Consider the following 26,880-nt stretch of genomic DNA (forward strand, 5'->3'; position numbering starts at 1 on the left):
TCGTGATCGAAGGGGGAAGGCGCGGTGGGCGGGACGTCGGTGCGCACGGTGTGCTCGTACTGCGGCGTGGGCTGCGGCATCGTGCTCGACATCGGGATCGGACCCGACGGCACCCGCACGGCGCTCAAGGCCGTCGGCGACAAGCAGCACCCCACCAACGCGGGCAGGCTCTGCACCAAGGGCGCCACCAGCGCCGACCTGCTCGCCGCCCCCGACCGCCTCGACACCGCCCTGGTCCGCCCCGAGCGCGGCGCCGAACCCGTGCGCACCCCCGTCGACCAGGCCATCACCGACACCGCCCGCAGGCTGCGCGCCCTCCTCGACGAGCACGGCCCGGACGCGCTGTCGTTCTACGTGTCCGGGCAGATGACCCTGGAGGCGCAGTACCTGGCGAACAAGCTGGCCAAGGGGTTCATCGGCACCAACCAGATCGAGTCCAACTCGCGGCTGTGCATGGCCAGCGCGGGCACCGGCTACAAGCTTTCCCTGGGCGCCGACGGGCCGCCCGGCTCCTACGACGACTTCGACCGCGCCGACGTCTTCCTGGTCACCGGCGCCAACATGGCCGACTGCCACCCCATCCTGTTCCTGCGGATGATGGACCGGGTCAAGGCGGGCGCCAAGCTCATCGTGGTCGACCCGCGCCGCAGCGCCACCGCCGACAAGGCCGACCTGTTCCTGCGGATCGAACCCGGCACCGACCTGGCGCTGCTCAACGGCCTGCTGCACCTGCTCGTGGAGAACGGCCACACCGACCCCGACTTCATCGCCGCGCACACCGAGGGCTGGGACGCCCTGCCCGACTTCCTCGCCGACTACACCCCCGCCACCGTCGCCGAGACCACCGGCATCCCCGAGGCCGACCTGCGCCGCGCCGCCGAGCTGATCGGCACCGCCGGGGAGTGGATGAGCTGCTGGACCATGGGCCTCAACCAGAGCACCCACGGCACCTGGAACACCAACGCCCTGGTCAACCTGCACCTGGCCACCGGGGCGATCTGCCGCCCCGGCAGCGGCCCGTTCTCCCTCACCGGCCAGCCCAACGCCATGGGTGGCCGGGAGATGGGCTACATGGGCCCCGGCCTCCCCGGGCAGCGCAGCGTCCTCGCCGACAACGACCGCGCGTTCACCGAGGACGTGTGGGGCCTGCCGGAGGGGACCCTGCGCACCGAGGCGGGCACCGGCACCGTCGACATGTTCGCCAGGATGGCGGCCGGGGAGATCAAAGCCTGTTGGATCATCTGCACCAACCCGGTCGCGTCGGTGGCCAACCGCAGGACCGTGCTGGAGGGCCTGGAACGGGCCGAGCTGGTGATCACCCAGGACGTGTTCGCCGCCACCGAGACCAACGCCTACGCCGACGTGGTGCTGCCCGCGGCGATGTGGGTCGAGGGGGAGGGGGTGCTGATCAACTCCGAGCGGAACCTGACCCTGGTGCCGAAGTCGGTGACCCCACCGGGGGAGGCCCTGCCGGACTGGCTGATCATCGCCAGGGTCGCCCGCGAAATGGGCTTCGCCGACGCGTTCGACTACGCCTGCGCCGAGGACGTGTTCGCCGAGATCAAGCGCTTCCACAACCCGAAGACCGGCTACGACCTGCGCGGGGTCACCTACGACCGGCTCCGCGAGACCCCGGTCCAGTGGCCCAGCGCCCCGGCGGGCCCCGCGCGCAACCCCATCCGCTACCGCGACCTGGTCTTCCCCACGCCCAGCGGCAAGGCCCAGTTCTTCGCCCGCCCGCACCTGCCCGCCCGCGAGATGCCGGACGAGGACTACCCGTTCGTCCTCAACACCGGCCGGGTCCAGCACCAGTGGCACACGCTCACGAAGACGGGCAAGGTCGCCAAGCTCACCAGGCTCAACCCGGGCCCGTTCGTGGAGCTGAACCCGGCGGACGCGGCGGCGCTGGAGGTCGGGGACGGCGACCCGGTCGAGGTGGCGTCCCGCCGGGGCCGGGCCGTGCTGCCCGCGGTGGTCACCGACCGGGTGCGGCCGGGGAGCCTGTTCGCCCCGTTCCACTGGAACGACCTGTTCGGCGAGTACCTGAGCATCAACGCGGTGACCAACGACGCGGTGGACCCGCTGTCGTTCCAACCGGAGCTGAAGGTGTGCGCGGTGGCCCTGGCCAAGGTCGCCTCGGTGACCCCGGCGCCCGATCCCGGTCCCACCCTGGTCGCACCCACCCCCGAGGGCGGCCCCGCCGCCATCCTGGCCCAGGCCCTCGGCCTGCCCGCGCTCACCCCGCCCCCGCTGGGCGACGCGGAGAAGACCTACCTGGCGGGCTTCCTCTCCGGTGTCGGCGCGGCCACGAGCGCCCCTGGTGTGCCGGTGCTGCCCCCGGGTTCCCCGCTGTCGACCGAGCAGCAGCACTGGGTCAACGGCCTCCTGGCGGGCCTGTTCTCCCGCTCCGCGCCGGGCCGCGAGGTCCTGGTCCTGTGGGCGTCGCAGACCGGCAACGCCGAGGGGGTCGCGGCGGCCGTCGCCGAGGCGGTGGCCGGAGCCGGGCACCGAGCCCGCGTCCTGTGCATGTCCGACATCACCCCCCGCTCCCTGCCCAGGGAATCGGACCTCCTGTTCATCAGCAGCACCTTCGGCGACGGGGACGCCCCCGACAACGGCACCGACTTCTGGTCCGAACTGTCCACAGTGGATGCGACAGCCCTGGCGGGCGTCCGCTACGCCGTCCTCGCCCTGGGCGACTCGAACTACGACAACTTCTGCGGCCACGGCAAACGGCTCGACCAGCGCCTGGGCGAACTGGGCGCCCACCGCCTGGCCCCCAGGACCGACTGCGAACCCGACTACGAAACCCCCGCCCACCAGTGGCTCGACCGGGTCCTGGCCGCACTGGCGGGTTCACCCGCCACCACCGCCGAGCGAGTCGCCCCCGCCCCCACCGGCCGCGCCAAGCCCGACGTCCGCACGGTCACCCTCACCGGAAACCGCCTCCTGAGCCTCCCCGGCGCCCAGAAGGAAGTCCGCCAGTTCACCTTCGACCTCACCGGCACCGACCTCACCTACGACGTGGGCGACGCCCTGGGCATCTGGCCGGACAACGACCCCCTCCTGGTCCAGGAATGGCTCACCGTCACCGGCCTGGACCCCGAGTCCACGGTGGACATCAAGGGCATCGGCGAGGTCCCCCTGCGGGAAGCCCTCACCCGGCACCTGGAAATCGCCAAGGTCACCCCCAACCTCCTGCACTTCCTGGTCGACCACACCCAGGACAAAGACCTCAAGATCCTCCTCCGCCAAGACGACCGCGACGCCCTGTCCAAGTGGGCCTGGGGAAGGCAGGCGGTCGACATCGCCGCCGAATACCCCCTGCGAGCAAGCGCCCAGGCCTGGGCCGACACCTTCAAGCGCCTGCAACCCCGCCAGTACTCGATCTCGTCGAGCCCGCTGACCGACCCCACCCGGGTCAGCCTCACCGTGTCGGTGGTCCGCTACGGAAACCCCCACGGCCGCCCCAGAACAGGCGTCTGCTCCGCCTACCTGGCCGACGCCGCCCCCGACACCCGGGTCCCCGTCTTCATCCAGCGCTCCCCCCACTTCCGCCCCCCGCTCGACCCCGCCACCCCCGCCATCATGGTCGGCCCCGGCACCGGCGTAGCCCCCTTCAAGGCCTTCCTTGACCACCGCCAAGCCAGGGGCGACAAAGCCCCCAACTGGCTCTTCTTCGGCGAACAACGGCAATCCACAGACTTCTACTACCAAGAAGAACTCACCCACCACCACACCACAGGCACCCTCACCCGCCTCGACACGGCCTTCTCCCGAGACCAGAGGAACAAGGTCTACGTCCAAGACCGAATGCGAGAACAAGCCCCCACCCTCTGGACCTGGCTCGAACAAGGAGCCCACCTCTACATCTGCGGCGACGCCACCAGAATGGCCAAGGACGTCGACAAGGCCCTGCACGAGGTCATAGCCCACCAGGGCCACCTCACCCCAGAGGAAACCACGGCCTACGTCAAACGCCTCACCACCGAAAAGCGCTACGTCCGCGACGTCTACTGATTCTGAAGCTTTCCTGTCAAAGATTGACGTTGCCAAGTTTGTGACCTGGCGACGAACTGATGGGAGAAATCTGCTGCGGTCAGTGTCTCAGTGGTTGGATTCCTCTCCTCGGGCCGCACATGTGCTTTCCCCACAGGTGTGATTGATGGATGCCGTCGAGGTGCTCAGGTGGAAGGCGACAGTGATCAGACACCCTGGCACCGTGCCAAGAGCCGTCACTCGCGCTCGAAGCGTTGACAGTTGCGCGCCTCCTGTGTTGCGGCTGACGATCAGTGGTTTCCCTCCGTCGTTGAAAGCGAATGACTTCTTCATGGGAGCGCTTCTCAAGCCGAGGCGCCAGGTGAGCCAGTTGTGCACCGGAATCCCATTCCCAGCCACCATGTCCGCATCAACCTTGAGCACCACACCGATGACATTGTCGTCCGCGGCGCTGACCATGTTCGACGGACGTCGGGGTTCGGGCTCGTCGAAGTGGACCGCTCCTCGTTCGACGAGGTCGAAGCGACCGTCGTCCAGGACACCCAAACGATCGCTCAGCAAGCATTGCCGTAGCCGCGCGTAGCTCACCGGGTAGCGGCTGGTCACCTCGGAAAAGAGTTCCTTCTGCGTCACCGGTCCATGCTCCGTGAGGACCGCGAGCATGGCTTCCAGAGTGTCCCCGTACGGTGTTCCCCTGCCTGAAGCCCAGCTTGTCAATGACCAGGTGCGCTCCAGCGGCACCTTTTGGAAGCGGTCGTCCTTCCTCATCGCCGCGTTGACCGCGCGCACCTCGTCACCCAACGCCTCCGCGATCTCCTCCGCGGTGCGTTCCTCACCCTCATCCAGCATCCAGAGGTAGGCGGAGTCGGTACGCTTGGACCTGCGGCGAACCCACGTCCCCGACGAAGTCCGGATGAGCGGGGGGTCGACTCCACCGAGCAGTACCGCGCACGGGAGTTCCGCCGGAATCCCCAGTGATTCGGCTCGTGGCCCCAGTTCGTGGCCCTGGTAGGGGGCCCCACTGATCAGCTCCGTCATGGCGTGGCGGAGCTGACCGGTCTTCGATGTCCAGTACCCCGTCGCGTCGTACCTCCAGAATCGCGGCCGCACCGCACCGGCTTCACGCAGCAGCGCATCCAGCACCAAGCCGTCCTCGCGAACCAACAAGCACGCGAAGTCCGCCTCCGGCACCGCGAGGGCCTCGTCCAGAAACGCTCGCGTCGCGGTTCTCCATCTCGGCTCGCGTTGGTCGCACTCGGCGATCAACCGAGCCTCGGCGTGACGGCTGATCTGTCGAACGCGCTCGCCGGTCAAGCCGTGCTTCCTGCCGATGGCGTGCAATGTCTGGCGGGCCCGACGGAGCTCGAGTATGTCTCGCTCTCGGGGTTCCCAGAAGTCGTGTGGCAGATCCAGTGCCGCCGACTCCACGATGTCCACGTTTATCGTCCCGGACCTCAGAGGAATTTGACGCGCAGGCCGCAGCGTTCAGCGATCCTGTTGAAGAGTTCTCGCTTGTCGGTCGGGGTGGGGTCCTCGAAAGTGCTCACCACACAAAGCTCCCATTCCATGGTGTCACCATTCGCGCCGGATTGCAGAGCCGCCCACAGGAGGTGCTTGAAATCGCTCGCTGGTCCCCACGTCAGTCGAACCAGTTCGCCCTCCTTGCTCGCCGTGATGCGGAGCGGCTTGACACGCAGACTCTTCGGCTCCTCTTGCCAGCCCACTCCTAGGGCTCGGCGGATGAGTTCTTGCCTGCCCAGGGCGGGCTCGGTGATGTAGTCCTTGTACTTGCCGATGCCGTACCGGGCTCGACTGAACTCTTTCATAGGTCCGTCTTTGATCCACACCCGAGCTTGTTCCGCGGACATGGACCCCCGCAGACGTCCGCCCACGTCCGGGTGGTTGACCCATTCGTTGTACATATTCGTGCGCGCGTTGGCGGAGAGGTTCGTCCATCCTCTCGCTTGTGCGTCCGCGAATATCTTTCCGACGACTTTTTCTTCAATATTTTCGGGAACCGCCATGGTCAGAAACTCCCCTCGAATGGTGGAAATTGAAGCCGGACTTCATCCGCGGCCGTCTCCAGGTCGGCCGCATCCTCGATCCAGTGATCCAAGAGCTTGCCCGCTGTCTTGTCGCTGAACGTCACACCGGTGCCTTCGCGCTTCCTGATGCGCAAGTATTCCGCCTCGGCCTCCAGCGACCTTCGGAGTTCGAGAGTGGCCGCCACCCGTCGGATGTCGGAAACGAAGTCCAGAACTCTGAGCGAGTCTTTGCCCGGGCTCAACCGCAGCCCTCGCCCCAGTTGCTGGACAAAGATGCGCCTGCTGTGGGTGACCCGGAGGAAGGCGATCAGGTTCACGTCAGGCACGTCGACGCCTTCGTTGAAGATGTCGACGCAAGTCATGATCGGAACCCTGCCCAACCGGAACTCGTTGAGCAGCACCTGGCGTCGTTGCCTGGGGACACCGCTGTGCAGGCACGTGGCCCGCCGCCAGAGCGCGTCCGCCCCGGTCAACATGGTCGCTATCCGCTCGGCGTGCTCGATGGTCTGGCAGAAGACGATCGCTCGCGGGTCGGTGGTCCGCCGCCAAGCGGTTCGCAACCGCTCGACGATTTCCTCGTCGCGTTGTGGGAGGAACAGCACCCTGTTCAGCTCGCGCACCGAGTAGCCGTGCTTGCTGGCCTGTCTGACCACGTCCCAGTCGATGTTGTCCACGTAGAGCCGGTAGTCGACGGTCGAGAGGAACCCGTTCGCCATGCCCTCGGCGATCCCCATGGTGAAGCTCGGCGTTCCGAACCGCGCGGTGATGTCGAACTTGTCGCCGCGCCACGGCGTCGCCGTGACCCCCAGTTGCGCCGCCGAGGAGCACAGGTCGAGCAAGCGGGCGAACATGCCTTGTTCGCCGACGTGGTGTGTCTCGTCAACCATGACGAGGGCGGGCTCGAAACCCGCTTGGACGGCACCCAGCGCGGTCTCCACTGTGCCGATCACCACGCCGTCGTAGGTCTTCGGCTTGGTGTCCCCCGTTGCCAATCGCGTCGGGGTCGCCTTGTCGATGTGCCGCCACATGGCCTTCTCGAGTTGTGCCACGAGCTCCTTCGTGTGCGCGGTCACCAGGACGGACGCTCCGGGCTTGTTCTCCAGGAACCGGCTGATGACCTCACCACCCACGACCGTCTTGCCCAACCCCGTCGCGAGGACGAGGAGCGCCCTCCCCTGGCCGTGCAGGTCGCGCTCGACCGCCGCCACGGCCGCGCCCTGGTAGTCGCGCAACCTGTACGCGTTCGGCACCCTGTTCGGCATTCGCCGCCAGATCGCCTCCAGGGTCGGCCCATCCCAGACCGTGATCTTGATCCCCACGCCTTGGAGCGCCTGCCTGCGCTCCAAGGCGGACTTGGTCAAACCGGTGTTGGTGACCAGTACCGCCTTTTCGGCTTGGTACTTGGTGAAAGCCCTTTCCAAGTCGTCCACGCCTTGACGATCCACCGCTCCGCGGCTCGACCACTTGCACTGGAAGATCCACTGCTCGCCGTCGCGAACCGCGAGGAGGTCCGCACCGTCGTCCCCGGCACCGTCGACCACGCGCACATCGACGAACCCGAGATACCACAGCGCACGCTCCACGGCGATGGGCAACCCGGTCGCCCCTCCTCGGAGGAGCTCCTCGCCGGAGAGGAAGTTCACGCTGTCGTCACCAGTTCTCTGGCGAGCAGCTCGACGCTGAGGCGCGTGCGCTGCAGCTGGGCGAGCTCTTGTTCGACGCGGAAGCCGACCACCATCGCGATGTCGTTCATGTAGCCGACCACTTTGGCCACGCTCAGCCGCTGAGCGGAAGGCGAAGTCAGCGAGGTGTACGGACCGGTGAACACCCTGCCATCCATGAAAACCTCGGGTCGGGTCTCCAGCAAGCGCACCGAGAACAGCGGTGGGGTGTAGAGCAGGAACTCACCGTTCTGGCCCAGATCTCCCATGACGGCGTCCCGTCCGTTGGCGATCACCTCGTTCTCCGTTGCCGTCCGCTCATCCGCTGACAAGGTCTGGAAGACCTCTTCGGCGATGGGATCGATCCGAACGGCCATGAGCCTGCGCACCTCGGCAAGCAATTCCCGAGCCTGGGTTGCAACCACATTGGGGTCGGCCAGGGTGTCCGGCAAGCACCGTGCGCGCAGTGCGCTCACGATCTCGGCGAGACCGCGGTTCGTCTCCGCGCGTACCTTGAGCACCGCGGCGATCTCGATGAGCAGCAGTTCCGCGGGATCGCTGCCCACTTTCGCGAACGCCTCGTGCGCCGGGTCGTAGTAGGCCGTCGCCGTTCCGCCCGCACCTTGGACCAGCAGGACCGGTGTTTCACTGTTGTCCTCGGCTCGTAGTCGGACAACGTCGAGCCTCCGGGTGGTCACCTGGAGGTCACCCATCCGGGGCAGCCCGAAATCCCTGGTCAGCGCGGTCACCACAGTCGAGGCTCCATCGTAGCGGGCCAACTGGTCCTGAAAGGTTTCCTTCTTCGGTGGCGCCGTGGACGACTCCACGTCCACGGTGTGCTTCGAATCCTCCGAACCGGTGGAATCTGTGTCCGCGCGCTGGGCACTCGACACGCCCAGCGCCTCGAGCACCGCGGCTTCGTCGGCCTGGTCCGGAGTCTGCTCCCGGGCACGGCCCACCTTCGCGTGGTTTCCCTGAGCGTCGTGATGGAGGACTGCTTCCCACCAAATCGTGTCCGGCTGGTACTCCTCCTTCCTCTGGTGGAACAGTTGAGCCCAGCGCCGGGTCTGCTCGTGGATCGGACGCGTGCCATCACCCGGGATCAGGCAGCGGGTGCCCGCCGCATTGCGTCGGTACCCCTTGTGCAGTCGTCCCAGCGGACTGGTGTTCGGTTCGTAGCCCGCCCGTTTCGCCTTCTCCGGCTGGAGGGGACCGATGCCGCGGAGGAAATCCACGGCCGCGCGCCAACTGCGGTCGCTGTATTCGAACGCGTTCTTCTGGTAGGTCACTGGCACGTGGTCCAAGTGGATCTCCCCGATCAGTCTCCCGCCCTGGTTGGCGAGTTCGATCGGGTACTCCATGTCCACGGCACCCAAGGGGTCATTGGGATTCTGCCAGTTGAAGAGCTGCTTGTCCCACTGGAGGATCTTGCGGCCGTTGCGCAGGAAATCGATGCCGAACTCCCGCTTGTCGAGATGGCGTTGGACACCGAGCCAGCCGTGGATTCTGCGCTCGCGCCGCGTGAGCCGGTCGCTGCCGCACTGATCGCACTTCCCCTTGTCCGGAACCTGCCAGTTCCCGCAGTTGAAGCACGCCTCCGCGGGCTCGAACTTCTGGTCGATGGGGATGTAGGCCGGGATCTTCTCGGATGATGCCCCGCTGCCGAAGACGACGAAGCGGTCGTCACCCCACCGGCAGTGGCGCCGTGGATGGACGCGCTGCCCCTGCACCCACAGCTCGAACGGGTTGTTCTCCAAGATCCAAGAGTAGGTCTTGCCCAGAGTGGTGCGAAGGTTGGCGGCATTCCTGCGCAGCCATTCTGCGCGCTCGGGGTTCAGCCTGCCGATTTCGATGCGAGTGCCGTGCTTGGTCGGGTCGTCCTTCGGCTCGTGGATGTCGTCGGCTTCGTAGTCGTCGCCGATGCGGTCGAGATCGATCTCCACCCCGATCCACTCCGGGTCGCCGACACGAGTGGTCAGGACGCGCGTTCGCCGCCCGAGGCGGGCGGTACTCACGTTGAACCCCATGCCGAACAGGCCGAGCTTGTCGAACCGGTCGTTGCTCGACCACCCGGCGCGAACAGATTGCTCAAGCCGTTCGTAGGTCATGCCGCGCCCGGTGTCGCTGATGACGACTTCGGCATCGGCGGGTCGGGAGTTGAGACTCGGCAGGGTGACGCTGACCTTGAATCCGTCCGGCCACGAGGTACCGCTGCGGACGATCTCGTTGAAGTCGTCAAACGAGTTGTCGATCAACTCGGCGATGCACTGCCATTCATCGAACTCGATCTCACCGAGCATGCGCAGAATACGCGCAGATGGTGTGATCCGCATTCGTCTCCCCTCGCGACCATCCTCCCGATGGATGGGGAGGTGCTTGAGTCGTCATTTTGGTTCGCTGAACACCGGAGCGACCCAGGTGTCGTCCGGCAACGTAGCGAAGACTGTAGGGGAAGTCGAGGGTACGTGTAACCCTGATTTGAGAAATTTCGGAAACCGCTTTAGGCTAACATCCTCTTCCGGTTCGGCGGCGGACCGCCCTGGACGCCCGAACCCCCGCGGGAGTCAGAGCCTCCACCGCGGCGCGCTCGCACGGTGTCCTCGATCCGCCGCGCGCAGTCATCCACGGGTTCGTGCTCCCACACCCGGATCACCCGCCAACCCGCCTCGTCCAGCAGTCTGTCCGTTTCGGCGTCGCGCGCTTGGTTCCCCTCGATCTTGGCGCTCCAGAACACCGCGTTCTTGCTCGCCGGGCGGTAGTGCTCGGGGCAGCCGTGCCAGAAGCAGCCATCCACGAACACGGCGACCCGTGCGGCGGTGAAGACAACATCCGCTCGACGGCGGATGCCCTTGACGGGTTGGGCATCGACGCGGTACCGCAAACCCCTGGAGTGGAGGGCGGTGCGCAGGCGCAACTCAATCCGGGTGTCCTTGCGCTTGTTCGCCCGCATCACCGCGCGACTGCTCGCTGATGAAGCCCACGACCCCTCGATCTTGAGCATCGCGAACTTGAACCGGCCACTCCTGCGTGCTTCCGACCAAGCGAGTTCGAGGTTCTCGACCCGGGAAGTGCGATCAACCTCGCCGATGTAGGATTCTTGGGTTTTCCCGGCGTCGGACCATCGCAGGTAAGCTCGGATTCTTCGCGTTTTGCTGTAGAGGCGGAGTGACACCGATGCGGTGGCGGTGCGGCCGTCCGGCAAAAGCAGAGTACGGTTGCCGCGACCACCTGCCGCTTCGTCTTGCTCCGCGGAGCGCTCCGCGCGTGGTAGTCCGGATTGGGGCCGCCATGCGGAGTCCTCAGGCGTTGGGCTCCGCCAAGAAGGCATCCGGACTCACTTCCCGAGGTCGGGGAGTTCTCCCACGCTCGCCGCGGCCAGTGCTCGCGCGACAGCCTTGGCGAACACCTTGCCGAGCAGCACGGGAACCGCGTTGCCCAGTTGTCGCATCTGCTCACCCCGAGGGCCTTTGAATCGCCACCAGTCGGGAAAAGTCATCACTCTTGCCGTTTCGCGCACGGTCATGTACCGGTATGTTCCGTCGTCGAGCAACATGACGGATTCTCCACCGGGAACGCCGTGGACGCCCGCTTTCACGGTTTTCGCCGGCTTGTCCAGGTTGTTCGGTGTATGCCCCGCGTAAATACGGGCCCCGGGCCACCCTATGTGATGAGTCCATTCTTCTTCCGGGTGGTCCGCACCGTTGACCACATCTCTTGGCAGCGGCTTGAAGTCCTCGGCGTCGGGGTTCGAGTAGAGCGCGTCTCGCAATGTCCGCCAAGGCAGTAGGTCCGAGCCGTCCAAAACCTTCTTGTCCTTGATTGACTCTTTGATCCGCTTGCGTACCTCAGGTGGAACCTTTTTGTGCCGTCGCCAATAACTGCCGTCAAGTTGACTTTTGAACAGAGCGGCTTGCGAGTGTGTTCGTTTCGGCTTGAAGACCTGATCCCACATCTCCTGGGTGATCCCGAGATCCGCGCGGAAGGCGACGATGATCACGCGGTTGCGGACTTGGGGGACGCCGTAGTCGGCAGCGTTGACCAGCGCGACGTTCACCACGTAGCGCTGAGCGGAGTCAAGGGGGACGACCTTGTCCCGGTTCTGGAGGATGGCATCGTGTTCCTCCCAGTCCACATCGTCGGACCGCTCTTCGAAAGGCAAGGAGAGTTCACGCAGGATGTAGTCGAAGTACGGGCTGAAAGAAGGCCTCAACAGCCCTCGGACGTTCTCGCACACGACAGCCAAGGGACGAGTTTCACGGACTACGCGGAACAGTTCGGGAAACATGTTGCGTGCGTCTTCATCCCCCTTGTGCACGCCGCCGAGGCTGAACGGCTGACATGGTGGACCGCCCGCTACGACATCCACCCCCTGGGAGCGCAGGTAGCTGAAGTCGACTTCGCGGACATCACCCTCTACTAAGGGCCACTTCTCCATCAGGTCGACGGGGATGTGGTCTTCCCCCTTGCGCTTGACGGCCAAGTTCGCCAACAGCGTCTCGCACGCCCGCTTGGAGAACTCATTGACCACGAGGTGCCTGAAGCCCGCCTCGTGCATGGCCTGCGCGAGACCGCCACCGCCGGAGAACAGTTCGACGCTGGTACCGACCTCTAGGGGAAACGCAGCCTGGGGAAACACCGCGAAATCGTACCGCGGAGGTGCGTGCCTCGGAACCCGGTGTCCGCCGTGTCCTGACGAGGAGGTGAGACGTGGCAGCCGATCCACATGTCATGCCTCGCGCGGCGAACGCGAAGGAGATCATCCAGCCATGTCGCGACACAGACAGGCGGGCGTGGTGCCCCCGGCAGGATTCGAACCTGCGACGCACGGTTTAGGAAACCGATGCTCTATCCCCTGAGCTACGAGGGCCTACGCCGGGACACCCTACCGGGTCCTCCCGCAGGCTGATGCAGGACCACACCCCCGGCTGCTCCACTAGGGGCGATCCCGGATGTCCCCAACCTGTCGGCCGGGCAGGCTGCGCAGTGGGTTTGTCTCCCGCTGCCGGGGGGCAAGTGGGGTGTAAGCGCAGGTGAGAGGGGAGCCAGGGGTGACTGACGGGGCGTTGGAGATCGACTCGATCTCCAAGAGGTACGGGGACGTGGTGGCGTTGGCCGGCATGTCCTTCGACGTCCGGGCGGGGGAGCTGTTCGGGTTCGTGGGGTCGAACGGGGCGGGGAAGACGACCACGATGCGGATCGCGCTCGGGGTGCTCTCGGCCGACTCGGGGGAGGTGCGGTGGGGTGGGGCGCCCATCACCGCGGAGACCCGGCGGTGGATCGGGTACATGCCGGAGGAGCGGGGGCTCTACCCGAAGATGAAGGTGGGGGAGCAGCTCGTCTACCTCGCCCGGTTGCACGGGCTTTCCGCCGGTCGGGCCAAGCGGGCCGTGGAGGAGTGGACGGAGCGGCTGGGGGTGTCCCAGCGGTTGGGGGACGAGGTGCAGAAGCTTTCGCTGGGCAACCAGCAGCGGGTGCAGTTGGCCGCCGCGCTGGTGCACGAGCCTCGGATCTTGGTGCTCGACGAGCCGTTTTCCGGGTTGGACCCGGTGGCCGTTGACGTGATGAGCCAGGTGCTGGTGGACAAGGCCCGGCAGGGGGTGCCGGTGGTGTTCTCCAGCCACCAGTTGGACCTGGTGGAGCGGTTGTGCGACCGGGTGGGGATCGTGCGCAGTGGGCGGATGGTGGCATGCGACCGGGTTGACGCGCTGCGGGAAGGGGGACTGGTGCGGTTGGTCGTGGAGGCCCCCGGGGCTTCGCCGGGGTGGGCGGATCGGGTGCCCGGTGTGACCGTGCTGGAGCAGGTGGGGACGCAGACCGTCCTGGAACTCGGGGAGGGGGCCGATGATCAGGAAGTCCTCCGCGCGGCGTTGGCCACCGGGCCGGTGGTCGAGTTCTCCCGGCGGCGGCAGTCGCTCACCGAGTTGTTCCGCAACGTCGTGTCCGAGGAGGTGGCGGCATGAGTGGGGTGCCGGATGTCCGGATGGGGAACTGGGGCGCGATCAGCCTGGTGGCGGGCCGGGAGGTCACCATCCGGTTGAAGTCGAAGGCGTTCCAGGTCACGACCGCGGTCACCCTGCTGCTGTTGGTCGGGTTCTCGTTGGTCATGAAGTTCACCAGCGGTGACGGGGCGGACGCGACCGTCGGGTTCACCGGCGCGTCGGCCGCGTTGGAGGCGCCGCTGAAGAACAGCGCGGGCGCTGTCGGGCAGGACATCGCCACTCGGACCGTCGCCGACGAGGCCGAGGGGCGGCGGCTGATCGAGGACGGTTCGCTCGACGCCCTGCTGGTGGGGGACGGGTCGAAGATCATCGTGGTGGTGGAGAAGGAGATCGACTCCTCGTTGGAGAGCGTGGTCAACGTGCTGGCGGGGCAGTTGGCGCTCAACCGGCAGATCACCCAGCTCGGTGGTGACCCCGCCCAGGTGGCCCAGGAGGTCAGCGGCGCCACCGCCGAGGTGCGGCCGTTGGAGGCGCCCTTCGACTACGACGGGCAGCAGTTGGTCATCGGCATGCTCGCCGGGATCTTGATCTACATGTCGCTGCTGATCAACGGGCAGTCGGTGGCCCAGGGCGTGGTCGAGGAGAAGTCCAGCCGGGTGGTCGAACTGCTCCTCGCCACCATCCGGCCGTGGCAGTTGATGGTGGGCAAGGTGGTGGGCATCGGCGCGATCGGGTTGCTGCAGATGGTGCTCATCGGCGGGGTCGGGTTGGGGGCCGCGCTGGGGTTGGGGGTGCTGGACGTCTCGCTGTCGACCGCCGTGGGGACGGTGGTCTGGCTGGTGGTGTGGTACCTGCTCGGGTTCATCGCCTACTCGCTGGTGTTCGCCGCGCTCGGGGCGCTGGTCTCCCGCCAGGAGGACGTCGGCGGGGTGATCATGCCGCCGCTGATGTTCGTGATCCTCGGGTACGTGCTGGGCATCTCGATCCTGCCCAACGACCCGGGCAACCAGCTTGTGGAGGTGCTGTCGGTGGTCCCGCTGTTCGCCCCCACGCTGATGCCGATGCGCCTGGCCATGGGCGGGGTGCCCGCCTGGGAGGCCGGGCTCGCGGTGGTCCTGATGCTGGCGCTCATCCCGGGCCTGGTGTGGCTCTCCGGGCGGATCTACCGCAACGCCGTCATGCGCAGCGGGGCGAAGGTCAAGCTCAGGGACGCCCTGCGCGCGAGCTGACACCGGTCCGGCAAGGGCCCCACCGCCTCGGCGGTGGGGCCCTTGCCGTGCCCGGGGAAGCGCGCAGCGGCCGGGTGGTGCGAGAGCCGGGGTGTCGGCCTCCGGCGGGGTAGCATCCGACCGAGTCCGACCTGGTCGGCGCACCCGGGCGGGTGCGGCGTCGGCCAGCCACGAGGCCCCCCACCGGGGGCCGAGGACGCCAGTCGGGAGGCGTTGTGATCAAGGTGATGATCGCGGACGACGAGGACCTCGTCCGCTCCGGGCTGCGGACCATCCTGTCCAGCGCCGGGGACATCGAGGTGGTCGCCGAGTGCGACGACGGCTCCCACGTCGCCGACCTGGCCCGGCAGCACCGGCCGCACGTGGTGCTGCTCGACATCCGGATGGGCGCCTCCGACGGGATCGCCGCGCTGCGCGGGCTGGTGGCGCTGCCGGAACCGCCCTCGGTCTCGATGCTGACCACCTTCGACGTGGACGAGTACGTGCAACTGGCGCTGCGGATCGGCGCGCAGGGGTTCCTGCTCAAGGACACCGAGCCGGTCCAGTTGATCAAGGCGGTGCGCGACCTGGCCCGCGGCGGCGCGGTGCTGGACCCGAAGGTGGCGGCGCGGGTGGTCTCGGCGGTGGCCGACGGGGAGCGGGCCGCCGAGCCCGCCCGGCGGCTGCTGTCGTCGCTGTCGGAGCGGGAGCTGGAGGTCGTCGGCCTGATCGGGCAGGGGATGTCGAACGCGGAGATCGGGGCGGCGCTGCACCTGTCCGAGGCCACGGTGAAGGGGTACGTGTCCGCCGTGCTGGGCAAGATCGGGGCGGCGAACCGGGTCCAGGCCGCGCTGGTCGCCTACCGCGGCGGGCTCATCGCCTGACCGGCGGGCGAGCGTGACAGAGCCGCGAGCGGGGGACCAAGGGGAGGGTCCCGCGCTCGCGGCTCGTGTCTGCTCCGGGGATGGAGCGCCGGTCCGGGGGCAGCGGACCGGGGTTGGTCTGGGCCGTCTCCCGACGGCCCAGCGTCTACTTGAGTTCCACCGGCTGCCCGCCCAGGGTCACCGGGACGGTGTTGTTCGCGCCGACGACCAGCTTCACGGTGTCGTTCGGGGCGTGCGAGCGGACCGCGGCCACCAGGGCGTCGGCGGAGTCGATGCGGCGGTCGTCGAGCTGGGTGACCACGTCGCCCTGCTTGAGGCCCGCCTTCTCGCCGGGGCCGCCCGCCACGACGTCGGCGACGAGCGCGCCGCCGTCGGCGTTGTCGCGGACCGAGACGCCGAGGACGGTCTGGGTGGCCTTGCCGGTCTTGACGATCTCGTCGGCGGTGCGCCGGGCCTGGTTGATCGGGATGGCGAAGCCGATGCCGACCGAACCGCCCTGGGCGCTGGCGCTCGACGACGGGCTGTAGATCGCCGAGTTGATCCCGATGATCTGCCCGGCCATGTTCACCAGCGGGCCGCCGGAGTTGCCCGGGTTGATCGCCGCGTCGGTCTGGATGGCGTCCATGACCGTGGCCTGGCTGCCGTTCTCCCCGCCCGCCCTGGTGGGGCGCTGCAGCGAGCTGACGATGCCGGAGGTCACCGTGCCCGCCAGCTCGAACGGGGAGCCGATGGCCACCACGGGCTGGCCGACCCTGAGGTCGTCGGAGCGGCCCAGCTCCGCCACCGGCAGGTCGGTCACGCCCTGGGCGCGGACCACCGCCAGGTCGGAGGTGGGGTCGCGGCCGACGATGGTGGCCTTGGCGGTGCGGCCGTCCTGGAACACGGCCTCGATCTGCCCGCCGGAGGCGGCGACCTCGACCACGTGGTTGTTGGTGACGATCAGGCCGTCGCCGCTGATGACGAACCCGGAGCCCTCACCGGCCGAGGACGGGCCGCGCACCTGCAACTGCACGACGCTGGGCAGCACCTTCGCCGCCACCGCCTCCACCGAGCCCGCCGGGGCCGACCCGGTCTGCTGGGCGGTCGGCGGGGTGTTCAGCGCGGTCGCCGCGGGGCTGCCGGTGTCGTTGTCCTGGGCCACCAGGTAGCCGCCCGCGGCACCGGCGCCGCCGCCGACGAGCAGCGCGAGCACCGTCATGCCCGCGACCAGGCCGCCCGCGCGGCGCCGCTGCTCGGGCGGCGCCGTCTGGAGCTGCCCGGTCTGGTGTTGCTGCTGGTAGGGCGCGGCGGGGTAGCCGGGGTGCTGCGCGGCCGAGCCGTAGAGCACGCCGTGGGTGCCCGTGGCGGGCTGGTGCTGCTGCGACCCGCTCGCGGCCCACGGGGACCACTGCGCGGGTGGGGAGTAGGCGGAGTTTCCGGCCCCCGGCGTCGCGGGGCCCTGCTCCCCGGTCGCGCGGGGGCCGGACTCCTGTCGGTCGGGGCCCTGTTCCCCGACCGATGCCCGATCACTCGACTCCGACGCCCCCTGCGACGTCGAGGCGGCCCCTGCTGCCGCCTGCGCCGACCACGGGTTGACGTCGCCGGTTCCCTGTCCGGTCGTGGCGTCGGGGTTGTTCTCGGTCATGTGACCACCTTGAACCTCTCGACTGAGAAGGACCTGAGACGTGCCTGTGCGCTCGCCGAGGAAAATCAGCGGCCGTAGCGGGCGGGGGCCGCGCGCAGCCGGGCGGCGAGGTCTTCCGGTGTGACGTCGTTGATCCACACCGCCATGCCGGACTCCGAACCGGCCAGGTACTTGAGCTTGTCCGCCGTGCGCAGCACGGAGAACACCTCCAGGTGCAGCCAGGCGAGGTCGCGCCCGGTCGACACCGGTGCCTGGTGCCACGCGGCGATGTAGGGCAGTTGGCGGTCGTAGAGGCCGTCGAGCCTGCCCAGGACCCGCAGGTACAGCTCGGCGAAGTCGTCGCGCTCCTCCTCGGTCAACGCGGGCAGGTCCGGCACCTGCCGGTGCGGCACCACGTGCACCTCCACCGGCCACCTGGCCGCCGCGGGCACGAACGCCGTCCAGTGCTCGGACTCGAACAGCACCCGGGTACCCGCGGAACGCTCCATTTCCAACACGTCCCCCATCACAGGACGTCCGTGCTCGGCGAGGTACGCCTCGGCGGTGGTGAGCATGAGGGCCGTGCGCGGGGTGACGAACGGGTAGCCGTAGACCTGCCCGTGCGGGTGGCTCAGCGTCACCCCGATCTCGTCGCCCCGGTTCTCGAACGGGAAGACCTGTCGCACCCCTGGCAACGCCCCCAGGGAGGTGGTCCGGTCGGCCAGCGCGTCGACGATCGTGCGCACCCGGCTCGGCGGCAGCTCCCCGAACGAGGTGGTGTGCCGGTCGGTGAAGCACACCACCTCGCACCGCCCCAGCCCCGGGCCGACCGGCACCAGGCCGGGCTCCACCGGGCCGGTGGCGTGCTGGGAGAACGACGGGAAGCGGTTCTCGAACACCACCACGTCGTAGCTCGACTCCGGCACCTCGGTCGGCCTGCCCGGCGCCGACGGGCACAGCGGGCACAGCCCGGCGGGCGGCTTGTAGGTGCGGGTCTGCCGGTGCGCGGCCAGCGCCACCCACTCACCGGTCAGCGGGTCGCGCCGGATCTGCGACGCGGTCTCGTTGCGGGGCAGGTCCCGGGTGTCGACGGCGGTTCTGCCCGGGGCGTCCGGGTGGTCGTCGAAGTACAGGATCTCGCGGCCGTCGGCCAGGTTCCGGACTGTGCGCCTCACACCGGCAGTCTAGGAACGCTCAGCCCGCGGCGCCGGGCAACCGCATCGCCATCAGCGCCCCGCCGTCGGCCGAACGGCTGGCGAACACCGAACCGCCGTGCCGCTCCGCCGCCTGCTTCACGATCGCCAGGCCCAACCCGGAACCGGGCAGCGTGCGCGCTTCCTCCGAGCGGTAGAACCGGTCGAACACGTGCGGCAGGTCGCTGTCGCTGATCCCCGGCCCGGCGTCGGCGACCTGCACGAACGCGTACCCGTCGCCCGCGTCGCGCAGCTCGACCCGCACCACACCACCCGGTGGGCTGAACTTCACCGCGTTGTCCAGCAGGTTCAGCACCGCCCGCTCCAGCGACGCGGCGTGCCCGATCAGGTGCCAGGGCTCCAGCCGCACCTCGAAGGTCACCTCGCCCGCCCGCCGCCGGGCCCGGTCCAGGGCGGCGTCGACCACCTCGACCAGCTCCACGTGCTCGCGCACGGTCGGCGCGGCGTCCTCGCGGGCCAGCTCCACCAGGTCGCCGATGAGCTGGGTCAGCTCGTCGAGCTGGGCGCGCAGGTCCACCTGGATGTCGGCCTTGTCCTGCGGTGCCAGCGCGGGCGCCCCCGGCGCCTCGGAGGCCAGCATCAGCTCCAGGTTGGTGCGCAGCGAGGTCAGCGGCGTCCGCAGCTCGTGGCCCGCGTCCGCCACCAGCCTGCGCTGCCGCTCCTGGGACTCGGCGACGGCGCCGAGCATGGTGTTGAAGCTGTCGGTGAGCCGGGACAGCTCGTCGTCGCCGGACACCGGGATCGGGCGCAGGTCACCGGTGCGGGTCACCCGTTCGGTGGCGGCGGTGAGCCGCTGCACGGGCAGCAGACCACCCCGGGCCACCGCCGTGCCCGCCAGCGCCGCGACGATGATGCCGGACCCGCCGATGACGATGAGGACCACCGCGAGCTTCGACAGCGTGCTCTTGGTGGTGTCCAGCGGCTGCGCGAGCACCAGCGCGGTGTTGTCCAGGAACGGGTACGGCCGGGCCAGGATGCGGGTGTCGGTGCTCGCCTCGGTGCGGATCGAGATCGGCGTCAACCCCTGGGCGACCTTCAGCTCCTCCGGGCCGACCCTGGGGTGCTCGACGGTCATGCCCAGCGCGGACTGCCCGTTGCCGTCGACCACGTCGAACTTGATGTCGGTCAGCTCCAGGAACACCCTGGGGATCTCCGCGCGGGTGGAGGTGATCGCCTGGGTGTTGCGCAGCAGCGCCGTGGCCCGCTCGTTCAGGCTGTCGTCCACCTGCTGGTACAGGCCCCGGTAGACGGTGAAGTACGCGCCGAGGGAGACCAGCGCCACCGCCCCGCCCACGCACAGCGCGGCGAGCAGGGTGATCCGGGAGCGCAGCGACACCCGCTCCCGGGGCTGCGACCGGTCGGACCGGTCGTCCTGGTCGTCCTGGTCGGCGACCGCGGTCACGGCGGGGTCTCGCGGAGCACGTAGCCCACCCCGCGGACCGTGTGCAGCAACCTCGGTTCACCGTCCGCCTCGGTCTTGCGGCGCAGGTACCCGACGTAGACCTCCAGCGCGTTGCCGGAGGTCGGGAAGTCGTAGCCCCACACCTCCTCCAGGATGCGGCCGCGGGTCAGCACCTGCCTGGGGTGCGACAGCAGCAGCTCCAGCAGGGCGAACTCGGTGCGGGTCAGGCTGATCTCGCGCGCCCCGCGGCGGACCTCCCGGGTGCCGGGGTCCATCTCCAGGTCGGCGTAGCGCAGCGGGGCGGCCTGCGGGGAGCCCTGCTGCTCCGGGGTGGCCCGGCGCAGCAGCGCGCGCAGCCGGGCCAGCAGCTCCTCCAGGGCGAACGGCTTGGGCAGGTAGTCGTCGGCGCCCGCGTCGAGCCCGGCGACCCGGTCGGACACCAGGTCGCGCGCGGTGAGCACCAGGATCGGCAGGTCGTCGCCGACGCCGCGCAGCCGCCTGCACACCTCCAGCCCGTCCAGCCGGGGCATCATCACGTCCAGCACCATCGCGTCCGGGCGGGAGCTGTCGGCGCCCAGGACGGAGTCCAGCGCCTGCCTGCCGTCGCTGGCGAGGTCTACCTGGTAGCCGTTGAACTGCAACGACCGCCGGAGGGACTCGCGCACGGCCCGATCGTCGTCGACCACGAGGATGCGCATGCGACCAGTGTGTCCTGCCGGGCTGAGACGCGCCTGAGAGCGCTCAGAACGCGTCGGCCGTCCGGGGCCCGCCGGGGGCACCGGTCAGCAGGTCCAGCGCGCGTGCCGCGGCCGGGTCCCCGTCGAGCAGACCGGCGCGGCGCAGTTCCGCGGTGCTCGACGCGCCGCTGTACCAGGGGCCCAGCGCCCGCGCGGCCAGCCGGACGGTGCCGTCGCCGCCGCGTTCGCAGTGGACGGTGCCACCCGCGGCGGTCAGCCGCCAGCGGCCCGCGTTCCACGGGGCGTGCCGGTCGGTGACGTCGAGGTCGACGGTCAGGTCCGGGGCGTGCGGCCACCCCCGGTCGGCCAGGGCGGTGGGCAGGTCGACCACCCGCAGCATCCACGTCTCCACGTGGCTGCCCCTGGTCACCGCACCGGGGATGAGCAGGTCGAACAGGGCGCTGTCGAGCACGCGCACCGTCGCCACCTCGGTGTGCCCGGCCCAGGACGCCAGTTGGTGCAGGAGGGCGTGGGCGGTGTCGGCGTCGTCGGCGACGAAGTCGTGGACGTGCAGGCTCTCGCCGTCGGGGCGGTCGGCGGACAGGTAGCCGGTGATGCCGTCCGGTCCGGGGACGACGGTGAGCAGGTCCAGGTCGAGGGCGTCCTCCAGGGTGAACGCCGAAGTCCCCCGATCGAGTGGACCGTCAATCGTGCTCGCCGTGCGCAGGTACGCCCGGTGCACCTCGCCGAGGTCGGCCACGGTGGCCGGCCGCACCTCCCTGGTGCTGCGCGGTGCCGAGGCCAGGCCCGCCAGCGGAACGGTCGCCCGCTCCAGCACCCCCGCGTGCTCCCAGCCGCGCTGCCGGTACGGGCGCACGACGTAGGGGAACAGCGTCGAGATCCCCTGCCCCGCCTCCCGCATCAGCGGCAGCGACTCGTCGAGCAGCGCGCTCGCCACCCCCCGACCGCGCGCGTGCGCGGCCACCGCCACGCTGGCGATGCCACCCATCGGCACCGCCCGACCGCCGAAGAACTGGCGGTACTCCCAGATCCGGGCGAACCCGACCCGCTGCCCGCCCAGCTCAGCGGTCAACCCGGTCCACCCCGGCGCGCCCGCCCAGTCCGGGTCGACCTCCCGGGGGCCACCGAAGGCCAGCCTGCGCAGCCGGTACGCGTCGTCGGCGTCGGAGGTCCGGAAGGGACGGACGGTCACCACGTGAAGAAGCCCTGCCCGGTCTTGCGCCCCAGCTCGCCGCGCGCCACCTTCGCCCGCAGCAGCTCCGGCGGGGCGAACCTCGGCCCCAGCTCGCGCTCCAGGTGCTCGGCGATGGACAGCCGGACGTCGAGCCCCACCAGGTCGGTGAGCCGCAGCGGCCCCATCGGCCACGCGTAGCCCAACCGCATCCCGGTGTCGATGTCCTCCGCCGAGGCCACCCCCTCCTCCAGCATCCGGATCGCCTCCAGCCCGACCGCCACCCCCAGCCGGGACGTGGCGAAGCCGGGGGAGTCGCGCACCTCGATGACGGTCTTGCCCAGCGCCTCCGCCCACCCGCGCACGTCCGCCCGCACCCGCTCGGGCAGCCCCGCGTGGTGCACCAGCTCCACCAGCGCCTGCACCGGCACGGGGTTGAAGAAGTGCATCCCGATGACCCGCTCGGCGGGCAGCCCCTCGGTCAGCCGGGTGATCGACAGCGACGACGTGTTCGACGCCAGCACCGCGTCCGGGCAGGCCGCGGCGACCTCGGTGAACACCGCCCGCTTGAGCGCGAGGTCCTCCGGGACGGCCTCGACGGCCAGCGCGGTGTCCGGCGACAGGTCACCCAGCCGCTCGACCGTGCTCAGGTTCGCCAGCAGGTCGGCGGCGGTGGTCCCCTCCGGGAGCTTGCCCCGCTCCTCGGCCTTGGTCACCGAGGCGGTCACGTTCGCCACCCCCTGCGCCGCCCGCTGCGCGTCGGCCTCGGCGAGCACGACGGAACTGCCCGCGGCGAGGAAGACGTGCGCGATCCCCGCCCCCATCGTGCCGCCCCCGATGACCGCCACGGTTGCCGGTACGCCGCCCACTGGAGTCCTCCTCTGTCGACCGGAGTCCTTCTTAGCAGCCGCGCGCGGGCGTGTGACGATGCCGGTATGCGGATCATCCTGTTGCGCCACGGCGAGAGCCTCGGCAACGTCGACGAGCTGGCGTACTGCCGCACCCCCGACCACTCGCTGCCGCTGACCGCGCTCGGCGAGGCGCAGGCGGCGCGGGCGGGCGCCGACCTGCGGGCCCTGCTCGGCGACGAACCCGTCGCCGCCTACGTCAGCCCCTACGCGCGCACGGTCGGCACGTTCCGCCTGCTCGACCTGCCCGCCGTGCAGCGGTGCGTGCCGGAGCCGAGGCTGCGCGAGCAGGACTGGGGGAACCTGCAGGACCCGGACGAGCAGCAGGTGCAGAAGCGGCTGCGGCACGAGTTCGGCCACTTCTTCTACCGGCTCCCGCACGGCGAGTCGGGCGCGGACGTCGACGACCGGGTGGCCAGCTTCCTGTCCGAACTGGAGCACCGGGTGGCCCGCGACCCGGACCACCCGGACACCGCGGTGGTCGTCTCGCACGGCCTCACCGCCCGGCTGCTGTGCCGCCGGGCGTTCTCCTGGAGCATCGACCTGTTCGAGTCCCTGTCGAACCCGGCCCACTGCGACCCGCGCGTCCTGACCCGGGTCGGGAACGCCTGGTCGCTGGATCGGCCGTTCGAGCAGTGGCGTCCCTCACCGGACGGGACAACCCAGGTGTGACGCACCCGCCCGGCGGCCGACTACAGGTGGCCGCGCCGGTACGCCGCGACCAGGCGGCGCGACCTGGTGTTCGAGCGCGAGGTCTTGCGCTTGGGGACGGGTCCCGGGAGACCACCGGGTGGTGGCCGGGGGGGGGGATTCCCGGTTTCACAACGCGATCTCCTCCTGGACCAGTGCGGCGGTGAACGCGGCGGTCAACGCCTCGGGGTCGGCGGCGTGGGAGAGGATCACCAACTCCTGCACGCGGTCGCCCCACACCGGGTCCCAGTCCAGCGCCGCGCGGGCCCGGCGCTCGGCGGACACCGCGTCCCAGTCGTCGGAGGCGGCCAGCCAGGTGCCGCCGGGACCCACGCACACGCCCCCACCGGCGGACTCCAGCAGCAGCACCTCGTCCGGCCGCCCGGCCACCCACACCCGCCCGCGCGCCCGCACGACGCCGTCGAGCAGCACGTCGAGCGCGTCGACCAGGCGGTCCTGGTCGAACGGCCTGCGCTCGCGGAACACCGTCAGCCCGACCCCGCACTCCGGTCGCAGCGGCGGCTGCCCGCGCAGCAGCGGGCCGAACACCTCGTCGACCTCGTCGACCTCGTCGCCCCGGCGCACGGCCCGCAGCAGCGCGGGCCCGGCCTCGGCCAACGGCACCCGGGGGACCGCGGCGGCGAGCCGGTCGAGCACAGCGGTGGTGCGCGCGTCCGGGGCGCCGGTCAGCACCAGCGCGTCGGCGGCCTCGACCTGCCCGACCACGACCTGGGCCACGGTGCGCTCGTCATCGGGCAGCAGGTCGTCGCCGGTCGCGGCGGCCAGCCAGGTGTCGACGTCGACGACGGTCACCACCGCGTCGACCCGGCGCTCCCGGGCGATCGGACCGGGTTCGAGGACCGGGTCGAGGTGCACCACCAGCCGGTCGAACGCGTCGGTCAGCAGCGCCAGGTCGGCGCGCAGCGTGCACGAAACGCAGTCGTGCTCCGCCCCCAACCGCTCGGTCGTGTCGGTGTTGTCCACCCGGCAACGGCGTTCGACTCCACTGTCGGTGATCGCGTACTGCACCACCGCGGTCCCGGGCGCCAGCAGCCGGGCGGCGAACGCCCCGGCCGCCGCGCGGTCCCATCCCGCCACGAGCGTGAGCACCGGCACTCCAATCGACAATCATTTCCATCTGGACCCGGTCGAGGTTACCCCGGCGACGGCTTGGATGAAAACGGTTCCCATGTACAGGAGGTCACGTGTCGGCGATGTACCAGGTCACCGGCCCAAAATCCGACTTCGGCAACCAGGTCTCCCACTCCCACCGGCGCAACGACCCCGACCGGCTGGTGCTGCGCAAGTTCGACCCCGTCGCCCGCGGGCACGTCGAGTTCCGGGAAGACCACTGATGGCCGAGAAGTCCGAGATCGACGCCCGGCACGTCGAGCGCAAGGGATCACCCGCAGGCCGTCGTCCGAAGAGGACCGCACCGCCGCCTCCCGCGAACCGCGCCGGATGCCCCGCAACGCCGGCGCCACCCGCATCCGCAACGCCGTCCACGGCAGGCCGCGCGCCCACCACCGCGCTGCTGCTCACCTTCATCTCCGACCGCGGCAAGATCCGCGCCCGCCGCGTCACCGGGCTCACCCCTGGCAGTAGCGAGCCGTCGCCACCGCGATCAAGAACGCCCGGGAGATGGCCCTGCTGCCCCACGCGGGCACCAGGGGCTGACCGCCCGCGCCCCCGCCGTCCGAGCAGGCAGAACGCGTTACTCCGAACGGGTCACGACCGGCCCGCCTTGTAGCCTGCGCGGAGCTGTGTCGCAGACCACGAACCGCGCCGTTCGCCGGCTGAGTTCGGCGAGGTGGAGTCGGGGACGGTGTTGGGGCAGGACGGGCTGGAACCAGGCGACGAGCTCGCGGCGACCGAGGCGTTGCGCGCCGACCGCGAGATCCGGATGCTCATCGACGCCGGGCGCACCGGGGCGGCGAACGCCCTGTTCGACCAGCTCCTGGCCAAGGTCCCGCCGAACCTGGCCCCCTGGACCAGGGCGGCCATCCTCACCAGGCGCGCGGTGTCGGCCTGGCGGCTGCGCCGCATCCCGCTCGCCCTCGAACTCGTCGCCGAGGGCTGGAGCGACATCGACATCGACCACCCCCGCGGCTCCTCCGCCGCCGACACCCTGGGCAGGCTCGGCTACCTGCTGGAGGGCATCGGCCACCGCCACGCCGCCCTCGACGTCGCCCGCGTCGCCGTCGAGGTCGCCAGGACCGGCGACGACGTCGAGATCCTCGCCCACTCCCTGCAGAACCTGGCGGGCACCCTCAACTTCCGCGCCGCCGAACAACCCCCCGCCGAGGCCGCCGCCACCTTCCGCGAGGCCATCGCCCTCCTGGAGGAAGGCCTCACCCTGGTCGAGGGCGGCCGCATCCACCTGGCCCTCACCGCGGCCCACGGGGCGTCCCTGGCCGGGGTCGGCGACCTCGACCGGGCCGAGCACACCGCCCGCCGCACCCTGGAAGCCGCGGCCCCCGAGGACAACCGCTGGGCCATGTCCGTCGGCAACTGGGTCCTCGCCACCGTCCGCCGAGCCCAGGGCCGCCTCACCGAAGCCGCCGACCACGCCAGATCAGCCGTCCACGACGCCGAATCGGTCAACGACCCCTCCCTGGTCCAGCGCTACTCCCAAGACCTCGCCGACATCTGCCACGCCTCCGGCGACTTCGCGGGCGAGGCCGACGCGCTGCGCCGCAACATCGGCGCCCGCCGCACCGCCGTGGAAACCCTGCAGGAGGGCCTGGGCCAAGCCCTGGAACAGCGCCGCCTCGCCATCCGGGCCCAACGCCTCGCCACCGCCGCCCAGGAAGCCGCCGAACGCGACCCCCTCACCGGCCTGGCCAACCGCCTGGGCCTCGAACGCGCCGCCCCCCACATGCTCCACCACGCCGCCACCGCCGCCCGCCACCCCTGGCTCCTCCTCATCGACGTGGACTGGTTCAAAGCGGTCAACGACGCCGCAGGCCACGCCGCCGGGGACGCCGCCCTGCGCGAAATCGCGGCCATCCTCCGCACCGAGTGCCGGGTGGGCGACCTGATCGCCCGGTGGGCAGGCGACGAGTTCGTGGTCCTGCTCACCCACCCCGCCACCGAGGAGGAAGCCGTCGGCCACGCGGTCGCCGACCGCATCCGCACCGCGGTCGACACCCACGACTGGACGGCGGTCCTGGGCACGGCCCAACACCCCACGGTCAGCGTGGGAGTCGCCGACGGCCCCGGCACGTTCGAGCGCCTGTTCGCCAACGCCGACACCGCCCTGTACACGGCAAAACGCAAGGGCCGCAACCGCGTGGAACCATTCGAACAACCCTGACCGACCCGACCGCCCAACTCGTCCCCCAGCCGCCCCACCGCCCGCCGGACCCGCCCACCGGCCCGTCTGCCGCTGCGCTCCAACGCCCGCACATCCGCCCCGCCCGCCTCCGACTGCCCGACCCGCTCACCCCACCCGGCCC

General features: G+C 69.9%; 19 protein-coding genes, 1 tRNA gene and 2 pseudogenes. 8 read left to right on the top strand and 14 right to left on the bottom strand.

The window, feature by feature from the left end:
• Nucleotides 1-24 precede the first annotated feature (24 nt).
• The gene (locus UO65_RS38720; RefSeq protein WP_200873431.1) at nucleotides 25-4,020 is read left to right on the top strand and encodes a bifunctional nitrate reductase/sulfite reductase flavoprotein subunit alpha; all 3,996 of its coding nucleotides are present in this window, start codon (nucleotides 25-27) and stop codon (nucleotides 4,018-4,020) included.
• 87 nt (nucleotides 4,021-4,107) lie between these two features.
• On the opposite strand, the gene UO65_RS22755 is transcribed toward UO65_RS38720, so the two are convergent.
• The 7 genes from UO65_RS22755 to UO65_RS22785 all read right to left on the bottom strand — a co-directional run bounded on the left by UO65_RS22755 (nucleotide 4,108) and on the right by UO65_RS22785 (nucleotide 12,572).
• A complete protein-coding gene (locus tag UO65_RS22755; protein ID WP_052021608.1) occupies nucleotides 4,108-5,436 on the bottom strand; it encodes a sigma factor-like helix-turn-helix DNA-binding protein in 1,329 nt (442 codons plus the stop codon).
• A 17-nt stretch (nucleotides 5,437-5,453) separates the two neighbouring features.
• Entirely contained in the window at nucleotides 5,454-6,023 is a 570-nt protein-coding gene (locus tag UO65_RS22760) for a hypothetical protein (protein WP_152552214.1), read from the bottom strand.
• A 2-nt stretch (nucleotides 6,024-6,025) separates the two neighbouring features.
• Nucleotides 6,026-7,687, bottom strand: coding sequence for a DEAD/DEAH box helicase family protein (locus UO65_RS22765; protein ID WP_035286098.1), 1,662 nt, complete (start codon nucleotides 7,685-7,687; stop codon nucleotides 6,026-6,028).
• Complete coding sequence (locus UO65_RS22770) at nucleotides 7,684-10,005, bottom strand: ATP-binding protein (protein ID WP_200873432.1); 2,322 nt, start codon at nucleotides 10,003-10,005, stop codon at nucleotides 7,684-7,686. Before UO65_RS22770 ends, UO65_RS22765 begins: the two co-directional genes overlap by 4 nt.
• Before the next feature lie 200 nt (nucleotides 10,006-10,205).
• A complete protein-coding gene (locus tag UO65_RS38300; RefSeq protein ID WP_052021610.1) occupies nucleotides 10,206-10,706 on the bottom strand; it encodes a very short patch repair endonuclease in 501 nt (166 codons plus the stop codon).
• A 333-nt stretch (nucleotides 10,707-11,039) separates the two neighbouring features.
• Nucleotides 11,040-12,341, bottom strand: coding sequence for a DNA cytosine methyltransferase (gene dcm / locus UO65_RS22780; RefSeq protein WP_035286100.1), 1,302 nt, complete (start codon nucleotides 12,339-12,341; stop codon nucleotides 11,040-11,042).
• Nucleotides 12,342-12,496: 155 nt separating this feature from the next.
• Nucleotides 12,497-12,572, bottom strand: a tRNA-Arg gene (locus UO65_RS22785).
• Nucleotides 12,573-12,753: 181 nt separating this feature from the next.
• Between UO65_RS22785 and UO65_RS22790 the strand changes: the two genes are divergently transcribed.
• The 3 genes from UO65_RS22790 (at nucleotide 12,754) to UO65_RS22800 (ending at nucleotide 15,736) form a co-directional block, all read left to right on the top strand.
• Complete coding sequence (locus UO65_RS22790) at nucleotides 12,754-13,665, top strand: ABC transporter ATP-binding protein (protein WP_035286101.1); 912 nt, start codon at nucleotides 12,754-12,756, stop codon at nucleotides 13,663-13,665.
• Nucleotides 13,662-14,873, top strand: coding sequence for an ABC transporter permease (locus UO65_RS22795; protein ID WP_152552215.1), 1,212 nt, complete (start codon nucleotides 13,662-13,664; stop codon nucleotides 14,871-14,873). The genes UO65_RS22790 and UO65_RS22795 overlap by 4 nt, the downstream gene beginning before the upstream one ends.
• Before the next feature lie 215 nt (nucleotides 14,874-15,088).
• Nucleotides 15,089-15,736 carry a response regulator gene (locus tag UO65_RS22800; RefSeq protein ID WP_035286103.1) on the top strand — a complete coding sequence of 216 codons (648 nt, stop codon included), beginning with the start codon at nucleotides 15,089-15,091 and terminating at the stop codon, nucleotides 15,734-15,736.
• A 145-nt stretch (nucleotides 15,737-15,881) separates the two neighbouring features.
• Here UO65_RS22800 and UO65_RS22805 read toward each other — a convergent pair whose 3' ends face one another.
• The 6 genes from UO65_RS22805 to UO65_RS22830 form a co-directional block, all read right to left on the bottom strand.
• Nucleotides 15,882-17,360 (bottom strand): S1C family serine protease, encoded by a 1,479-nt coding sequence (locus tag UO65_RS22805; protein ID WP_035286104.1) that lies wholly within the window; start codon nucleotides 17,358-17,360, stop codon nucleotides 15,882-15,884.
• A gap of 65 nt (nucleotides 17,361-17,425) precedes the next feature.
• Nucleotides 17,426-18,514: a galactose-1-phosphate uridylyltransferase gene (gene galT / locus UO65_RS22810; RefSeq protein WP_035286105.1), complete on the bottom strand. Its 1,089-nt coding sequence runs from the start codon at nucleotides 18,512-18,514 to the stop codon at nucleotides 17,426-17,428.
• Between the two features lie 19 nt (nucleotides 18,515-18,533).
• Nucleotides 18,534-19,955, bottom strand: a complete 1,422-nt coding sequence (locus UO65_RS22815) for a sensor histidine kinase (RefSeq protein WP_035286106.1) — start codon at nucleotides 19,953-19,955, stop codon at nucleotides 18,534-18,536.
• Nucleotides 19,952-20,653, bottom strand: coding sequence for a response regulator transcription factor (locus UO65_RS22820; protein WP_035286107.1), 702 nt, complete (start codon nucleotides 20,651-20,653; stop codon nucleotides 19,952-19,954). Before UO65_RS22820 ends, UO65_RS22815 begins: the two co-directional genes overlap by 4 nt.
• Before the next feature lie 43 nt (nucleotides 20,654-20,696).
• A complete protein-coding gene (locus UO65_RS22825; protein WP_035286122.1) occupies nucleotides 20,697-21,845 on the bottom strand; it encodes a GNAT family N-acetyltransferase in 1,149 nt (382 codons plus the stop codon).
• On the bottom strand, nucleotides 21,842-22,693 hold the full coding sequence (locus tag UO65_RS22830; protein ID WP_035286108.1) for a 3-hydroxyacyl-CoA dehydrogenase family protein: 852 nt from the start codon (nucleotides 22,691-22,693) through the stop codon (nucleotides 21,842-21,844). Before UO65_RS22830 ends, UO65_RS22825 begins: the two co-directional genes overlap by 4 nt.
• Before the next feature lie 66 nt (nucleotides 22,694-22,759).
• Here UO65_RS22830 and UO65_RS22835 point away from each other — a divergent pair, with 66 nt between their 5' ends.
• Nucleotides 22,760-23,404 (top strand): histidine phosphatase family protein, encoded by a 645-nt coding sequence (locus UO65_RS22835; protein ID WP_035286109.1) that lies wholly within the window; start codon nucleotides 22,760-22,762, stop codon nucleotides 23,402-23,404.
• Between the two features lie 147 nt (nucleotides 23,405-23,551).
• Here UO65_RS22835 and UO65_RS22840 read toward each other — a convergent pair whose 3' ends face one another.
• Nucleotides 23,552-24,532, bottom strand: coding sequence for a GTP-binding protein (locus UO65_RS22840; protein WP_161784497.1), 981 nt, complete (start codon nucleotides 24,530-24,532; stop codon nucleotides 23,552-23,554).
• A 146-nt stretch (nucleotides 24,533-24,678) separates the two neighbouring features.
• Here UO65_RS22840 and rpmG point away from each other — a divergent pair.
• The 3 genes and pseudogenes from rpmG to UO65_RS22850 all read left to right on the top strand — a co-directional run.
• Nucleotides 24,679-24,777: pseudogene (rpmG, locus tag UO65_RS34050) on the top strand (50S ribosomal protein L33); the annotation flags it as partial.
• A gap of 170 nt (nucleotides 24,778-24,947) precedes the next feature.
• A pseudogene (gene rpsR, locus UO65_RS38850) lies at nucleotides 24,948-25,099 on the top strand (30S ribosomal protein S18); the annotation flags it as partial.
• A 133-nt stretch (nucleotides 25,100-25,232) separates the two neighbouring features.
• Nucleotides 25,233-26,738, top strand: coding sequence for a GGDEF domain-containing protein (locus tag UO65_RS22850; protein WP_233427800.1), 1,506 nt, complete (start codon nucleotides 25,233-25,235; stop codon nucleotides 26,736-26,738).
• Nucleotides 26,739-26,880 lie beyond the last annotated feature (142 nt).

Source organism: Actinokineospora spheciospongiae (assembly GCF_000564855.1).
Classification (GTDB): Bacteria; Actinomycetota; Actinomycetes; order Mycobacteriales; family Pseudonocardiaceae; genus Actinokineospora; species Actinokineospora spheciospongiae.

Excerpts from the sequence above, each read along its gene's own strand:
- UO65_RS22760 (WP_152552214.1), bottom strand. The coding sequence starts at position 6,023 with ATGGCGGTTCCCGAAAATATTGAAGAAAAAGTCGTCGGAAAGATATTC.
- UO65_RS22820 (WP_035286107.1), bottom strand. The coding sequence starts at position 20,653 with ATGCGCATCCTCGTGGTCGACGACGATCGGGCCGTGCGCGAGTCCCTC.
- UO65_RS22805 (WP_035286104.1), bottom strand. The coding sequence starts at position 17,360 with ATGACCGAGAACAACCCCGACGCCACGACCGGACAGGGAACCGGCGAC.
- UO65_RS38300 (WP_052021610.1), bottom strand. The coding sequence starts at position 10,706 with ATGCTCAAGATCGAGGGGTCGTGGGCTTCATCAGCGAGCAGTCGCGCG.
- UO65_RS22770 (WP_200873432.1), bottom strand. The coding sequence starts at position 10,005 with ATGCTCGGTGAGATCGAGTTCGATGAATGGCAGTGCATCGCCGAGTTG.
- UO65_RS22795 (WP_152552215.1), top strand. The coding sequence starts at position 13,662 with ATGAGTGGGGTGCCGGATGTCCGGATGGGGAACTGGGGCGCGATCAGC.
- UO65_RS22835 (WP_035286109.1), top strand. The coding sequence starts at position 22,760 with ATGCGGATCATCCTGTTGCGCCACGGCGAGAGCCTCGGCAACGTCGAC.